The following is a 14,680-nucleotide window of genomic DNA, read 5'->3' on the forward strand; positions in this document are numbered from 1 at the left end:
CTCGATCCCTATTCCTCGGATCGGAACTGGGCGCGCTTGTAGTCGCCGAACGGTTCGTCGCGTTCGCGGACGGCCTCGCGGAACCCCACGGTGGCCGAACGCAGTTGGAACGCGTAACCCTCGCGGGTATGCCGGGAGATTCCGTCGAAGACGGTGCTGATCATCGCGGAGTTCGTGACGCCCTGCGAATGCAGCGCCGAATTGAGCGCGAGCTTGGCCATCATCAACTGGTTGACCGGCATTCGCGCGATGCGGGCCACCAGTGCCTCGGTGCGCTCGTCGAGTTCATCGGCCGGACAGGATTCGACCGCGAGACCCCATTCCTCGGCCTGCTTCCCGCTGATGCAGTCGCCGGTGAACAGCAGCCGCTTGGCGCGCTGATCGCCGAGGCGATGCGCCCACATGCCCGCCGCCGGGATGCCCCACACCCGGGTGGGCGGGTAGCCGATCTTGGTGTCGTCGGCACAGATGATCTGGTCGGAATAGAGCGCGATATCGGTGCCGCCCGCGATGGCGAAGCCGTGCAGTTTGGCGACCGTCGGCTTATTGGCATTCATGAGGCTGGCGAAACCGCGGTTGAACCGGCTCATCATGGCGTAGTCGATCATCGGATCCCAGGTGCCCCAGGGATTGTGATTGACCGCCTGCACCACCGGATCGGCCACGGTGCCGGTGGTCTCGGTCGAACCATCGACACCGTGGCTGCCCTGTTCGGCGAACATGTCCAGGTCATAGCCGCCGCAGAAACCTTTGCCCCGTCCGGACACCAGGATCACGTGCACCCGCGGATCCAGGTCGGCGCACTCGACCGCGTGCGCGAGATCGACCGGCGTATCCGGGGTGATCGTATTGCCCTTCTCCGGACGGTTGAAGGTGATCCGCGCTATGCGTCCATCGCGCTCGTAGGTAAGCGTGCGGTATTCGCGTTCGTCGCCCGGGGCGGGCCGATCCCGCCACGGCGAATCGGGGACCTCCGTCCAGTTCTCGTACCAGGCGGCGGGGCGGGTACCCGCATGGTTGGAAAAGGCGTCGTTATCAGGCTGATTCACGTGGAACTCCCGGTGCACTCGATGCCGCGGTCTCGGCAACGATGCTGCCACGGACGGCCGGTGCATCGTTGCGCTCGATGCCACCGTAGCGAACCGGGTGGTCTCAGACCTCGGGTCCGACGCTGTAGTCGGGGAAGGAATGGTGTTCGTGCACCACGACCCAGCGACCGTACTCCTTGCGCAGGCCGAACGTTATCCGCAGCCGTTTGGCCGGATCGCGGGCGAAATCCTCCGCCGTACCGCACAGCAGTAGCGCATATGCGAACGCCACATCCGCGCCGGCGACGACCTCGAGCGACACGATGTCGAATGTCGCACCCGATGCCTGCCATTCGAAGAAGCCGGGCCAGATATCCCGATACGCGTCGATACCGCGCACACCCTCGTTCGGCGGGGGCACATCGAACATGACGATATCGTCGGCGTGGTCGGTGAGTGCTCCGGGCAGATCACCGGTATGAACCGCCGCCGCCCACCGCTCGATCAGGATTCGGATCTGCTTTTCGTCATCGGACATATCGGGTCGTCGTCCTTTCCAGCACGGCCGCGGAGGTATGCGCCGTGGCTCTTACTCAGAGAGCGTGCCGAATTCGCCTGTGCGACGCAATGACTCGGAATGCATTCGTGCAGAATCCCAATGGCGAAATTCGCCCCGGTTACCGATCGGCTGAAACCGTTGAGACGGTTACGGCCGGAGTCGCCAAAGTGGAGCGTTTGCGACCGTAGCCCAGGTAGACCGCGATACCGACAATTACCCACACCGCGAAGCGCACCCAGGTCAGCCCGTCCAAGGTGGTTGCCAGCAGTACGCAGCCGATGAGCGCGAGGATCGGTACCAGCGGCACCAGCGGGGTGCGGAACGGGCGTTCCCGGTTCGGTTCCAGCTTGCGCAATACGAGGACGCCGACGCATACGACGGCGAAGGCCGATAGCGCCCCGATATTCACCAACTCCACCACGATATCGATCGGCAGCAGACCGGCGATGGTCGCGCAGACGCCGCCGAGCAGCAGTGTCAGCCGGACCGGGGTAGCGCGCTTACCGGTTTCGGCGAGTCCGCGTGGCAGCAGTCGGTCGCGGCACATCGCGAACATCAGCCGGACCTGTGCGTAGACGATGAGCAGCAGGCCTTTGGTGAGCGCGATGATCGAGGCGATCACGATGACATTGCCGATCCAGCCGATGCGCAGATTTCCGAAGGCGGTCGCGATCGGCGACGCGTTGTTCAGGCTCGCGAACGGTGCGATGCCGGTGAGCACGGCGCTCACCAGTGCATAGAGCAGCGTCGCGATGAGGACGGTGCCGATGATCGCGAACGGGATATCGCGGCGCGGATTGCGCGCCTCCTCGGCGGACGCGGCGACCACGTCGAATCCGAGAAAGGCAAAGAACGCGATGGCGGCGCCGCCGACAATGCCGCCGAATCCGAAGGGCGCGAACGGGGTCCAATTGCCGACATCGATATGCGGTGCGCCGATCGCGACGACCAGGACCAGCACCCCGATCGTCACGGCGACCAGCGCCTTGGTGATCCGGGCCGTCAGGGTCACCTCGCCGATGAGCACCGCGACGATGACGGCGATGATGAGTACCGCGGGCAGGTTGACGATGCCGCCCTCGGACGGGCCCGCGGTGATCGCGGTGGGCAGGGTGATGCCGAACATGGTGTCCAGCGCCGATACCACGCTGCCGGACCAGCCGATCGCCACGGCCGCGCCCGCGATGACGAATTCGAGCAGCAGATTCCAGCCGACCAGGAATGCCGGACCTTCGCCGAGTGTGGCGTAGGTGTAGGTATAGGCACTGCCGGAGACCGGCGTCATGGCCGCGAGTTCGCTGTAGCAGAGTGCGACCAGCACGCAGACCGTACCGGCCAGCAGGAACGACAGCACGATCGAGGGCCCGGCCTTCTCGGCGGCGGCCACTCCGGTGATCACGAAGATGCCCGCACCGACAATGGTGCCAACGCCCATGGCGGTGAGATCGATGCGACCCAGACTGCGCTCGAGGGTCGCCCCGGGTTCCTGGCTCGTCGCGGAGTCGGGCTGACGGCGGCGCCATCGGGTTGCGCTGGTCATGAACTCCCTTACTGCGTGCTCTGGCTCCGCAGACGGGACGGAGTCGGCTATCCATTCTGGTCGGCGGAGTCGACGCGGTTGACGCCGGGGCGGTTGTGGGCGACCGGCAGGCAACCATCGGTGCCAATATGCGTGCCGTGCGGTTGCGCGTCAGGCGCGGTATTGCATGCGGCGCAATACAGCAGGGGGGCAATTCTCGGGCAAGCGTCAATGCGCGGCTGGTTGCACGATCGCAAAGCAGGCCACTAGACGTTACTGTCGATAACACGTAACCTCGTGGGGACGCTCGGACAAGGGTGCCCGGGTGAGACCAGACGAAACGGATACCTCAATGACGCGGCATGTCGACGTACTGATCATCGGCGCGGGCCTGTCCGGCATCGGGATGGCCTGCCATCTCACCCGCGAGCAGACCGGACGCAGCTACGCCATCCTGGAGCGCCGCCGTGCCATCGGTGGTACCTGGGATCTGTTCCGGTACCCGGGCATCCGCTCCGACTCCGATATGTACACCTTCGGCTTCGGCTTCCGTCCCTGGATCGGCACCAAGGTGCTCGCCGACGGACCGCATATCCGCCAGTACATCGAGGAGACCGCCGCGGAGTACGGCGTCACTGAGCACATTCACTTCGGGCGCAAGATGACCAGGGCCAGCTGGTCGAGCGAGGCCGGACAGTGGACCGTCGAGGCGCTCGACGAGCAGACCGGTGAGACCGAGATCTTCACCAGCAACTTCCTGGTCGGCTGCACCGGCTACTACGACTACGACAACGGGTACCGCCCGGAATTTCCCGGCGAGGAGAACTTCCGCGGCCCGATCGTGCACCCGCAGCACTGGCCGCAGGATCTGGACTACCGGGGCAAGCGCGTCGTGGTGATCGGCAGCGGCGCCACCGCGATCACCTTGATTCCGGCGATGGCCGACGACACCGCGCACATCACCATGCTCCAGCGCTCGCCCACCTACATCACCGCACTGCCCGCCGACGATCCGGTCGCGGTCGGGATGAAGCTGGCGCGGGTACCGGAGAAGGTCGCCTACCGGGCGGGGCGGGCGCGCAATATCGCCCTGCAGCGGGCCAGCTTCCAGCTCTCGCGCACCAATCCCGAGCTGGCCAAGAAGCTGTTCCTCGGCGCAGTGCGAATGCAGGTCGGCAAGGATATCGACATGCGGCATTTCACGCCGTCCTACAACCCGTGGGATCAGCGGCTCTGCGTGGTCCCCAACGGTGACCTGTTCAAGGTGCTGCGCAGCGGTAAGGCAACGATCGCCACCGACCACATCGACACCTTCACCGAAACCGGCATCCGTCTCGCCTCCGGCGAGGAGCTACCCGCCGATATCGTGATCAGCGCGACCGGTCTGACCGTGCAGATCCTTGGCGGTGCGACGCTGGAAGTGGACGGCGAACCGGTGCTGACCCGCGAGCGGGTGGTCTACAAGGGCACCCTGCTCGATGGCATCCCCAATGCGATGCTGGTGCTCGGCTACACGAACGCATCCTGGACCCTGAAGGCGGATCTGGCCGCCGAATACTTCTGCCGAATCCTCAACCACATGAAGTCGCACGGCTTCACGAAGGTGCTGGCGGTTGCCGAGGACGCCGACCGCTCCGATCAATCGGTGATGGGCGGCGCCCTGACCTCCGGCTATATCCAGCGCGGCGACGGCGTGATGCCGCGGCAAGGCAGCCGGGGCCCGTGGCAGGTGATCAACAACTACTTCCGCGATCGCGCACTGCTGCGCAAGGCACCGCTGGAGGACGGGGTTCTCACGTTCGACGGTGCGGCAGGCACTGGCCGCCCCGGTCGCAAGCTGACCGGCCACGCCCGCAAGCTCATCGCCCAGGGCGCGGCCGTCGTCGCATCCCGTAGCGCCTGAAAGCTCTTTCGGCCGTCGCCATTCGACGTCCAGCTACGCCCGGAGGTTGAACGGGCCACGAATTGCGGTCCATGCCGGCTGACGCGCGCCGCAAGGGTCCTGTTCGGGCGGCCGCGGGCCGTCGAACGGGTTCGAGTGTCCCTGGCTGGCCACGCGGACAAGCGGACAGCCCGCCCGCGTGGCCGCCGGGCGATCAGTTCGCGGACCCGCTCCGGCTGGTCATGTCGAGAAGCATTTTCGCGGCCACCGTCGCCCCGTCGGTGCGGATCGTATCGGCCACGGCCCCTGCCCGCGCTCGGGTCTCGGCGGTCAGGGCGACATCGAACGCCGCCGACAGGGAGACAACGGTCGGTGTCCGGCCGTCGTGTGCCACACCGATGCCCAGCTCGGCCACCCGATCGGCCCAGGACGGCTGGTCCGCGATCTGCGGGACCACCACCTGGGGCGCTGCGGCCCGAGCGGCCGTCGTCGTGGTGCCCGCGCCGCCGTGGTGCACGACGGCGGCCACCCGGCCGAACAGCGCCTGCTGGTTGACCTCCCCGACGACGAAGCAATCGTCTTGGTCATCGATCAGGGCCAGGTCGGCCCAGCCGCGAGCGAGGACTACACGGCGGCCGTGCGCGCGACTCGCTTCGATGGCCACCCGGGCAATGTCCTTCGGCGCGTGCGCGGCCATGCTGCCGAAGCCCACGTACACCGGTGGTTCGCCCGCGTCCAGGAACGCCTCCAGGTCTTCCGGGAGCGGACGGTCGTCGGGCAGGATCCACGCCCCGGTCTGCACGATGTCGAGATCCGTCATGCCCTGCGACGGGCACAGCGTCGCATCTGCTGCGAGCCATGGCTGATCGGTGAAGACGTGGTCGCGAACGTTGTCCACCGGCGGCAGGCCGATCGCCGCCCGATGACTGTTGAGCGCCGGGCCGTACAAGGTGTTCACCCGCTGGGCGTCCTGCTCCCACAGCACCCGCTTGTCGGTCTCGCCCTGCGGGGATGGCTTGCCGGGCCGTACTCCCGGAGAGAAGTGCTGAGACGGCAGTCCGGCGAGGTGGTAGCACCCGTACACGTAGCGGATGCCCAGCTTCTCGGCCACGTCCCGTGCGCCCGCCGGCATCAGCCCGGTCGCCAGCAGTGCGTCACATCCTTCGGCGGCCGCGGTGAACCTGTCGAACCGCGCGGCGACCAGCGCGGGAGCGAGCCGGAACGCATCTTCCGCGGTCGGCGGCTTCGTGCCCGCGACCACCGAGCGCACTGTCGGCCCGATCGGCACCAGCGGCATACCGACACGCGCCAGCAGCGCCGCGAAATCCTCGTCCGGCGGCGCGCACACCCGTGCCTCCGCACCGAGCCCTCGCAATGCCACGGCGAGCCCCACCAGTGGTTCGACATCCCCGCGTGATCCCCACGTCGTCAACAGCACACGCACTTCGCGAATCTCCCATTTCCGCAGTTCCTGGCCTTCGGCCGACAATGATGGGGTACGACCCGGGGCTTGCCGCAAGCCCCCGGGTGCGCTATAGGTTGAAGGGGGGAAGGGGTTGGACATCTTGCCCTTGTGCCCACACCGAAAGCCGCTGTGAGCGGCAATTTCTCCTACGACATCCTGGCCTGACCTCGGAACGGTATGTGCGGCAGGAGTTCCTGCGCGCGGCGATTCCGGCGCTGACCAGCTTGATCGCTCTCCTGCTGGCTCTCTCGGCCTGCGGTAGCCTCGGGTTCGCGGGATCGTGATGTGCTGCGGCAGTTGCCCATTCGGCCAGAGATGCAAGCGCATCGAGCCGGTTTTCGGCAAGGCGGCCAATTGGATGATCGGCGTCAGGTGCGCATCGAGCCCGGAATCAAGTCGGCGACAGGAGAGTCTCGGCGACGGTCCGTATGTGGGCCAGGTAGGTGGCGCGGGCGCGTGGGGTGGCGTCCATGCGGGTGAGAGTGCCGCGGATCAGGGCGTAGCCGATAGTTTCGGCAACGATTCGGGTCGGGACGGCGGGGGAGATGCGGCCCGCGGTGCGGAGGCGTTCGAGGTAGCGGGTGAAGCGCCGGACGGGGCGTTCGGCGATTTCCTGGGCGAGGGCGGCGACGCGGTCGTCCACGGCGCCGCGTTCGTCGATCAGGCGCAGCATCGGTCCGGCATTGCGGACCGCGGCGGCGAAGGCATCAATGGTGGCGGCGAGCACTTCCTGGGGATCATCGGTATCGAGATCGGGTTCCTGGGCGGCGAGGAAATCATCGCGGACCTGGGCGGCGAGAGCGAGGAAGATTTCGTCCTTGGAAGCGAAGTAGACGTACAAGGTCGCACGGGAAACGCCTGCGGCGGCGGTGATATCGGCGACGGTGGTCCTATCGTAGCCGCGCTCGGCGAAGACGCGGGCGGCCGCGTCGAGCAGGGCGCGGTGGCGGTCGGTATGCGATCTTTCCCGCGCCGCGCGGACCGACCAGCCTGCCTGAGTCATGCGCTCATCGTCGTTGACATTGACGTCAATGTCAAAGCAGACTGTCGGCATGCATGTGGTGGTGGCGAACAGGGGTGAGGTGGCGGTCCGAGTGCTCCGGACGGCCCGCGAGCGGAATTACGCCACCACGGCGCTGTATACCGGCGATGAGGCGGCGACCCTGCCGGTGCGGCTGGCCGACGATGCGGTCCAACTGCCCGGCGTCGGAGCCGCCGCCTACCTCGATAGCGCCGCCGTGGTCGCGGCCGCAAAGTCCGCGGGTGCGGGTGCGCTGGTGCATCCCGGCTACGGATTCCTCAGCGAGAGCGCCGATTTCGCCGCGGCCTGCGCGGCGGCCGGGCTGATTTTCGTCGGCCCCTCGCCCGAGGTGCTACGCGTGTTCGGCGATAAACTGTCGGCTCGGGATACCGCGCGCCAGGCGGGGGTTCCGGTACTGCCCGCGACAGCGCTCGGCGCAGATCCGGCCGAGATGGCCGCATTCCTCGCCGCCCATCCCGCCGGGGTGATGCTGAAGGCCGTGGCCGGTGGTGGTGGACGCGGCATGCGCGTGGTGCGCACGGCCGACGCACTCGCCGAAGCACTCGACCGCTGCCGAGCCGAAGCCCGCGCCGGTTTCGGTGACGACACCGTCTACGCCGAGGCACTGGCCGCCGACGCCCGACATATCGAAGTACAGGTCATCGCGGATGGCGACCGGGCCGTGGCCCTCGGTGACCGCGACTGCAGCGTCCAGCGCCGCCACCAGAAACTGATCGAAATCGCCCCTGCCCCGAATCTGCCCGCCGCACTTCGCAAACGACTGCACCGCGACGCTGTACGTGTCGCAGAGTCGGTCTTCTGCCACGGTGTGATCACCGTGGAATTCCTCGTCACCGGCGACGACGCCTGGTTCCTGGAGGTCAACCCGCGTTTGCAGGTCGAACACACGGTCACCGAGGCAGTGACCGGCGTCGACCTGGTAGCAGTACAACTCGACCTCGCGTGCGGCGCCGGACTGAATGATCTCGCGCTCGACACGGCCCGCCCTGTTGCAGCTCGTACCACTGATCCCGCGAGAACCGGGCGTGACGAATACGCGATGGCCGGACCGCACGACCGCACCAGTGGCACAGGGCGATTCGAATCCGCTGCGGTCGACGGCCTGACGGTCGCCGAACTGCGAAATCTCGCAGGCAGCGATATCACACCGGATGACGAGCCACGCGAACTCGTGGAAGCTGCTGAGCGTAGTGACTTTTCGCCCGGACACCGGGCGCACAATCACGCAGGCGGCACGCGATCGTCGGATTCTGCACATGGTGTCGCGAACCTTGCCGAGCACGGCCAACATGGGCAGGCCGATGGCCTACTGGATAGCGCCGGGCCAAATATGCATGGCGACCTGGGCCTTGCTGGGATCCGCGGATTTGCTGTGCAGGCGCGGGTCAATGCCGAGATGGTGACGGCGGGTGGGGAGGTTTTGCCGAGTACCGGTGTGTTGACGGAATTCGCCGCGCCGACAGGCGTGGGGGTTCGGGTGGATACCGCAGGGTTCACCGGGATGCGTCAGGGCGCGCGGTTCGACTCTTTGCTGGCGAAGGTCGTCGCGCATGGACCGACGTATTCGGCCGCGATACGGCGCTGTTCGGATGCGCTGGCGGAGACGATGATCACCGGGGTCGATACCAATGCCCGTCTGTTGCGCGCCGTGCTGGATAGGCTCGCCGATGGTGCCGCCGTATCCACGTCGTGGTTCGAGGAACACATCGGCGAACTCGTCGATCGGGCAGGCGATTACGAACCTGCCGTGGTCGGTCAGGACCCAGTGGTGGACTCCGCGCGTCACCAGTCGGCGGACGATGCCGTGCTGGACGGTGATGAGCAGGGGATGCGGTCGCCGATGGGTGCGACGGTGGTGGGGCTTGCCGAGCAGGGCAGTGTCGTCGCGGCGGGCGCGGAAGTTGTCGTGCTCGAGGCGATGAAGATGCAGCACGTGTTGCGGGCGGAGCGTCCGCTGCGGGTGCTGCGGCATTTCGTGGCCCCGGGCGCAACAGTTGATCCGCATGCGTTGTTGCTGAGCTGGATCGAGGCCGACCACGATGGTCCCGCCGCGGATATCGAGGCCATCGACCTCGATGCGGTGCGCGCCGATTTGGCGGAGGTCCGGGAGCGGCATCGGATCGGGCTGGATGCGGGTCGTCCGGCGGCGGTTGCCAAGAGGCACCGGCTGGGTCGCCGCACGGCCCGGGAGAACATCGACGACCTTGTCGATGCGGACAGCTTCCTCGAATACGGTGCCCTGGCTGTCGCCGCACAGCGACTTCGCCGTAGCCCCGAGGATCTGATCGCCAACACCCCGGCGGACGGACTGATCGGCGGCATCGCCACCATCAACGCGGACGTATTCGGCGCGGAAGCCGCTCGGGCACTGGTGATGTCGTACGACTACACCGTGCTGGCGGGCACCCAGGGCATGCGCAATCACGCCAAGACCGACCGGATGCTGGAACTGGCGCACGAACAGCGGCTGCCCGTGGTGTTCTTCACCGAGGGCGGCGGCGGGCGACCGGGGGATACCGACTACTCGGGCATCTCCGGCCTCGATGTGACCACCTTCCGGGCAATGGGTGCATTATCGGGTCGAGTTCCGTTGATAGGCATCGTGTCCGGGCGCTGCTTCGCGGGTAACGCCGCTCTACTCGGTATGTGCGATGTGGTCATCGCGACCCCCGATGCCAATATCGGCATGGGTGGGCCCGCGATGATCGAGGGTGGTGGGCTCGGTGTGTACGCACCCGAGGACATCGGCCCCATCGATGTCCAACGGCGCAACGGCGTTGTCCACATCGTTGCCGCCGACGAGGTCGTGGCGGTTGCCGTTGCCCGCCGCTATCTGTCGTATTTCCAAGGGCCGCTGAAGGATTGGATGGCGCCGGATGCGCGGATCGCCCGCCACGTCGTCCCGGAGAACCGACTGCGCGCCTTCGACATCCGGGAAGTCATCGCAGCGGTCGCCGATGTCGATTCGGTGCTGGAGCTGCGTCGCGACTGGGGCGTCGGTGTCGTCACTGCGCTCATCCGCGTCGAAGGCCGCCCGTTCGGTCTCATCGCCAATGACTGCCACCACCTCGGCGGCGCGATCGATGCCCCTGCCGCCGACAAACTCAGCGCCTTCCTGCAACTGTGCAACGCCCACGGCCTGCCGATCGTATCGCTGTGCGACACACCAGGTTTCATGGTTGGTCCGGAAGCGGAGAAGGAAGCGACCGTCACCAAGTTCAGCAAGCTGTTCATCGACTCCGCCGCACTGACCGTCCCGCTCGGCACCATCATCATCCGCAAGGGTTACGGCCTCGGCGCACAAGCGATGGCAGCGGGATCATTCCGCGCCCCGCGCTTCGTCATCGCCTGGCCCACCGGCGAAATCGGCGGTATGGGCCTGGAGGGTGCGGTCCGCCTCGGCTTCGCCAAGGAACTCGCCGCCGTCGAAGACCCCGCCGAACGCCAGCAAGCCTTCGACAACCTGGTCCAACTCGCCTACGCCAACGGCAAGGCCCTCACCGCCGCCACTGTCCTGGAACTCGACGATGTGATCGACCCCGCCGACACTCGGCGCTGGATCCGCACCCTGCGCTGAGCCCGCCTACGCGAGCGCCTGGTTCACGGCATCGACCAGGTTGCGGGCGCGCAGATCCGGTGCGCCTTCGATGATGTAGTTGGTGACATAGGCGAAGGCGATGCCGGTGTCCGGATCGGCGAAGCCGAGGGATCCGCCGCGGCCGGGGTGGCCGAAGGAGTTGGGGCCACCGAGGGCGAAACCCGCAGTGGGAAGCATGTATCCGCTGGCATAGCGGTCCTCGAGCATCATGACGCGGTCGATGCCGCTGGCCTGTTCGCGCGTTGCCGCGGCGAGGGTTTCGGGGGTCAACAGGCGGGCGCCGTCGACCTCGCCGATAGTCGCGGCGTAGAGCCGGGCCAGACCGCGCGCGGTGCCGATGCCATTGCTGGACGGAATTTCCGCGGCGTGCACCGCCGGATCGTTGAAATCGATATCGGCCGGATCGGTGACCTCGAAGGCACGATTGACCAGTGCCTCCGGATCGCGCATCGCGGCGACCATCGGCCGCAGTTCCGCCGGCACGAATTCCTCCGGCACCGACGCCACATCGACCTTGGGCGCGAACACAAGTCGACTGACGCGGTGCCGTTCGGCCGCGGGCAGACCGATGAAGAAGTCGATACCGAGCGGACCGGCGATCTCCTCGGCCAGAATCCGCCCGACGGTACGCCCTGCCGCCCGCTGGATCACCTCACCGACGAGCCACGCGAACGTCCGTCCGTGGTACCCGTGCGCGGTACCGGGCGGCCAGTTCGGCGCCTGCGCGGCGAGCGCGTCCACTATCGGCCCCCAGGCCAGCGCATCCGCCAGTGGCACCGCCTTGTCCAGCGCCGCCAGCCCCGCCTGATGGCTCAGCAGCCAGCGCACCGGAATGTCACCCTTACCCGCCGCCGCGAATTCCGGCCAGTACCGCGCGACCGGCGCGTCCAGCTCGAGCTCGCCCCGCTGGGCCAGCAGATGTGCGACGGTGGCGGTGACCCCCTTGGTCGCCGAATAGACCAGCTGCAGCGTGTCGCGCTCCCACGGCCGTTCACCCTCCGGATCGGCCAGCCCACCCCACAGATCCACCACCGGCTCACCATCCCGATACACGGTCACCGCCGCACCGACATCCCCCTGCTCGGCGAAATTCGCCGCGAACACCTCACGTACCGGCTCGAACCCGGACGCGACAAAACCATCGATCACCATGTCCCTCAGCATGTCACGGGTCGCATACCGCCCGCCGTCCGAGCGGGCCAACTCTGCCGCTCGTAGTCGGCACCAACGCTGTCGATCAGCCCACCGCAATTTCGAAATAGTCCAACGACCACAGCGATCTCCGATGGCATGCCAAGAAGGCGATAAGACCCGGGCACTGCGCGTCTGCGCAATCGCGGTCGGCCCGCCAATCGTGCTGGCGGTGCTGCAGGCGGCCACACGCACCGGATTAGAACTCAGCCGCAATCCGATCAGTCTGCTGGGCTCGGCGGCAGCCATGTCCGAGAATGGTCACCGGCTGCGACGTATCTGACGAACGGTGCCACCGGGGTGCCGCCACAGCGGAGGAGTTGTCATGAAGTACATGATCCTGAGCTACGGCTCGCAGCAGGACTACGACGGCATGGTCGGCAGGGAGACCGGCAAACAGGCATGGAGCGCCGAGGAGTTCGCGGCGATGGCCGAGTTCATGGGCAACCTCAATAAGAAGTTGGAGGAATCCGGCGAACTGGTCGAGACGCGCGGTCTGGCCCAGCCGGTGCACACCCGTCGGATCACCACCAAGAACGGTGCGCCGTTCGTGACCGACGGGCCCTACGCCGAAACGCAGGAGGTGCTCGCCGGATACTGGATCGTCGAATGCGAGAGCTTCGACCGCGCCACCGAAATCGCGGCCGAACTCAGCAAATGCCCGGCCCCGGCGCATATCGCCGAGACGGCCTACGCCGATGTCCGGCCGATCCAAGAGTGGGCACCCGAATTCGACTGAGCCCTTTCGATGTCGGATGCTCAGGTGGAGGATCTGCTGCGCACCACCGCGCCGCAGGTCCTCGCCGCGCTGGTGCGGCGATACGGACATTTCGACACCGCGGAGGACGCGGTGCAGGAGGGTCTGCTCGCCGCCGCCACCCAATGGCCGGTCGAGGGCATACCGGACAATCCGCGCGCCTGGCTGATCACGGTGTCCGCGCGCCGCCTGACCGATCTGCTCCGCAATGAGCAGGCCCGCCGCCGTCGCGAGGACACCGTGGCCCGCTGGGCGCTCCCCGAGGACTGGCTGACCCCGCCCGCCGACCGGGATCCGACCGACTCCGATGACACCCTCGTCTTGCTTTTCCTGTGCTGCCACCCGTCGCTCTCACCCGCCTCGCAGGTGGCATTGACCCTGCGCGCGGTCGGCGGCCTGACCACCGCCGAGATCGCCCGCGCCTTCCTGGTGCCGGAGGCGACCATGACCAAACGCATCGGCCGCGCCAAGAAGACGATCAAGGACAGCGGTGTCGGTTTCGCCCCGCCCGCCAGCGCTGAGCGCGACGCGCGTTCGGCCGCCGTGCTGCATGTGCTGTATCTGATCTTCACCGAGGGCTATGCCAGCACCTCGGGGCCGAACCTGCACCGCGTCGAGCTCTGCGCCGAGGCGATCCGCCTGACCCGTCTACTGCACCGACTGCTACCCGACGACGCCGAGGTCACCGGCCTGCTCGCGCTGATGCTGCTCACCGACGCGCGCCGACCCGCCCGCACCGGACACAACGGCGAACTCATTCCGATGGAAGACCAGAACCGCGCACTCTGGAATGCCGACGCGATCACCGAGGGCATCGCGCTGATCACCGATGCCCTGCCCCGCGGTGTGCCGGGCCCGTACCAACTCCAAGCGGCCATCGCCGCACTGCACGATGAGGCATCGACCTACGCGGCCACCGACTGGCCGCAGATCATGCTGCTGTACGAACGCCTGCTCGCCCTGGTGGACAACCCGATCATCGCTCTCAACCACGCGGTGGCCGTCGCGATGGCCCACGGCCCGCACCTCGGATTGAAACTCATCGATGACCTGGCTGCCGAGGGCAAACTGGTCGGCGATCACCGTATGTCCGCTGTCCGCGCGCATCTGTTGGAATCGCTGGGGGATCGGACCGCCGCCCGCGCGGCGTATCTGCTTGCCGCGCAACAGACCGTGAGCCTGCCGCAGCAGCGCTACCTGCACGCACGCGCGGCCCGGCTCACACCTGACGAGCGCGGGCGAGTAACGATGGAGTGATGCTGATCGTGGTGGACGCCGCGAATGTCGTCGGCTCGCGGCCCGATGGTTGGTGGCGCGACCGCGCCGGTGCGGCCCGGCGCTTACTCGCGCGGCTGCACACACTGGAGCACCCGGCCGAGGTGGTCGTCGTGTTGGAGGGTGCCGCGAAGGCCGCGGCGTCGGAGGAGTTCGAAGGTCTGCGTGTGGTGCTCGCGCCGGGTTCGGGAGATGACGCAATCGTCGAAGTCGTCGCGGCAGCAATCGAGCAGGACAGCGACCGGCCGATCACCGTCGTGACCGCCGACCGCGGACTCCGTGCTCGACTCGAACCGCTCGGTGCCGCTTCCGTGGGCCCACGCTGGCTGCTCGAACGCATCGAGCCCTAGTCGGTCACGACTGG

General features: G+C 67.2%; 12 protein-coding genes. 6 read left to right on the forward strand and 6 right to left on the reverse strand.

Annotated features, from left to right (window positions below):
* Nucleotides 1-8 precede the first annotated feature (8 nt).
* The 3 genes from ACQP2D_RS19380 to ACQP2D_RS19390 all read right to left on the reverse strand — a co-directional run bounded on the left by ACQP2D_RS19380 (nucleotide 9) and on the right by ACQP2D_RS19390 (nucleotide 3,127).
* On the reverse strand, nucleotides 9-1,049 hold the full coding sequence (locus tag ACQP2D_RS19380; protein ID WP_433685102.1) for a crotonase/enoyl-CoA hydratase family protein: 1,041 nt from the start codon (nucleotides 1,047-1,049) through the stop codon (nucleotides 9-11).
* Between the two features lie 103 nt (nucleotides 1,050-1,152).
* Nucleotides 1,153-1,566, reverse strand: a complete 414-nt coding sequence (locus ACQP2D_RS19385; RefSeq protein ID WP_433685103.1) for a YybH family protein — start codon at nucleotides 1,564-1,566, stop codon at nucleotides 1,153-1,155.
* Nucleotides 1,567-1,705: 139 nt separating this feature from the next.
* The gene (locus ACQP2D_RS19390; protein ID WP_433685104.1) at nucleotides 1,706-3,127 is read right to left on the reverse strand and encodes an APC family permease; all 1,422 of its coding nucleotides are present in this window, start codon (nucleotides 3,125-3,127) and stop codon (nucleotides 1,706-1,708) included.
* A gap of 331 nt (nucleotides 3,128-3,458) precedes the next feature.
* Here ACQP2D_RS19390 and ACQP2D_RS19395 point away from each other — a divergent pair, with 331 nt between their 5' ends.
* On the forward strand, nucleotides 3,459-5,009 hold the full coding sequence (locus ACQP2D_RS19395; RefSeq protein WP_433685105.1) for a flavin-containing monooxygenase: 1,551 nt from the start codon (nucleotides 3,459-3,461) through the stop codon (nucleotides 5,007-5,009).
* Between the two features lie 193 nt (nucleotides 5,010-5,202).
* Here ACQP2D_RS19395 and ACQP2D_RS19400 read toward each other — a convergent pair whose 3' ends face one another.
* Nucleotides 5,203-6,432, reverse strand: a complete 1,230-nt coding sequence (locus tag ACQP2D_RS19400) for a glycosyltransferase (RefSeq protein ID WP_433685106.1) — start codon at nucleotides 6,430-6,432, stop codon at nucleotides 5,203-5,205.
* A 412-nt stretch (nucleotides 6,433-6,844) separates the two neighbouring features.
* Nucleotides 6,845-7,456 (reverse strand): TetR/AcrR family transcriptional regulator, encoded by a 612-nt coding sequence (locus tag ACQP2D_RS19405; RefSeq protein ID WP_433685107.1) that lies wholly within the window; start codon nucleotides 7,454-7,456, stop codon nucleotides 6,845-6,847.
* Between the two features lie 28 nt (nucleotides 7,457-7,484).
* Between ACQP2D_RS19405 and ACQP2D_RS19410 the strand changes: the two genes are divergently transcribed.
* The gene (locus ACQP2D_RS19410; protein WP_433685108.1) at nucleotides 7,485-11,072 is read left to right on the forward strand and encodes a carboxyl transferase domain-containing protein; all 3,588 of its coding nucleotides are present in this window, start codon (nucleotides 7,485-7,487) and stop codon (nucleotides 11,070-11,072) included.
* Between the two features lie 6 nt (nucleotides 11,073-11,078).
* On the opposite strand, the gene ACQP2D_RS19415 is transcribed toward ACQP2D_RS19410, so the two are convergent.
* Nucleotides 11,079-12,245, reverse strand: a complete 1,167-nt coding sequence (locus tag ACQP2D_RS19415) for a serine hydrolase domain-containing protein (protein ID WP_433685110.1) — start codon at nucleotides 12,243-12,245, stop codon at nucleotides 11,079-11,081.
* 133 nt (nucleotides 12,246-12,378) lie between these two features.
* Here ACQP2D_RS19415 and ACQP2D_RS19420 point away from each other — a divergent pair, with 133 nt between their 5' ends.
* From ACQP2D_RS19420 to ACQP2D_RS19435, 4 genes are read left to right on the forward strand one after another with little or no spacing between them, the layout of a single operon-like run.
* A complete protein-coding gene (locus tag ACQP2D_RS19420) occupies nucleotides 12,379-12,567 on the forward strand; it encodes a hypothetical protein (RefSeq protein ID WP_433685111.1) in 189 nt (62 codons plus the stop codon).
* Between the two features lie 42 nt (nucleotides 12,568-12,609).
* A complete protein-coding gene (locus tag ACQP2D_RS19425; RefSeq protein WP_433685112.1) occupies nucleotides 12,610-13,023 on the forward strand; it encodes a YciI family protein in 414 nt (137 codons plus the stop codon).
* A gap of 9 nt (nucleotides 13,024-13,032) precedes the next feature.
* The gene (locus tag ACQP2D_RS19430; RefSeq protein ID WP_433685114.1) at nucleotides 13,033-14,298 is read left to right on the forward strand and encodes an RNA polymerase sigma factor; all 1,266 of its coding nucleotides are present in this window, start codon (nucleotides 13,033-13,035) and stop codon (nucleotides 14,296-14,298) included.
* Complete coding sequence (locus ACQP2D_RS19435; RefSeq protein WP_433685115.1) at nucleotides 14,298-14,666, forward strand: hypothetical protein; 369 nt, start codon at nucleotides 14,298-14,300, stop codon at nucleotides 14,664-14,666. Before ACQP2D_RS19430 ends, ACQP2D_RS19435 begins: the two co-directional genes overlap by 1 nt.
* Nucleotides 14,667-14,680: the final 14 nt, after the last annotated feature.

Origin of the sequence: Nocardia sp. CA-119907 (genome assembly GCF_050955995.1) — a bacterium.
Lineage (GTDB): Bacteria > Actinomycetota > Actinomycetes > Mycobacteriales > Mycobacteriaceae > Nocardia.

What these genes read in the sequence shown, in the direction of transcription:
- ACQP2D_RS19385 (WP_433685103.1), bottom strand. Translation starts at nt 1,566, where the DNA reads ATGTCCGATGACGAAAAGCAGATCCGAATCCTGATCGAGCGGTGGGCG.
- ACQP2D_RS19390 (WP_433685104.1), bottom strand. Translation starts at nt 3,127, where the DNA reads ATGACCAGCGCAACCCGATGGCGCCGCCGTCAGCCCGACTCCGCGACG.
- ACQP2D_RS19395 (WP_433685105.1), top strand. Translation starts at nt 3,459, where the DNA reads ATGACGCGGCATGTCGACGTACTGATCATCGGCGCGGGCCTGTCCGGC.
- ACQP2D_RS19405 (WP_433685107.1), bottom strand. Translation starts at nt 7,456, where the DNA reads ATGACTCAGGCAGGCTGGTCGGTCCGCGCGGCGCGGGAAAGATCGCAT.
- ACQP2D_RS19410 (WP_433685108.1), top strand. Translation starts at nt 7,485, where the DNA reads ATGTCAAAGCAGACTGTCGGCATGCATGTGGTGGTGGCGAACAGGGGT.
- ACQP2D_RS19415 (WP_433685110.1), bottom strand. Translation starts at nt 12,245, where the DNA reads ATGGTGATCGATGGTTTTGTCGCGTCCGGGTTCGAGCCGGTACGTGAG.
- ACQP2D_RS19420 (WP_433685111.1), top strand. Translation starts at nt 12,379, where the DNA reads ATGGCATGCCAAGAAGGCGATAAGACCCGGGCACTGCGCGTCTGCGCA.
- ACQP2D_RS19425 (WP_433685112.1), top strand. Translation starts at nt 12,610, where the DNA reads ATGAAGTACATGATCCTGAGCTACGGCTCGCAGCAGGACTACGACGGC.
- ACQP2D_RS19430 (WP_433685114.1), top strand. Translation starts at nt 13,033, where the DNA reads ATGTCGGATGCTCAGGTGGAGGATCTGCTGCGCACCACCGCGCCGCAG.
- ACQP2D_RS19435 (WP_433685115.1), top strand. Translation starts at nt 14,298, where the DNA reads ATGCTGATCGTGGTGGACGCCGCGAATGTCGTCGGCTCGCGGCCCGAT.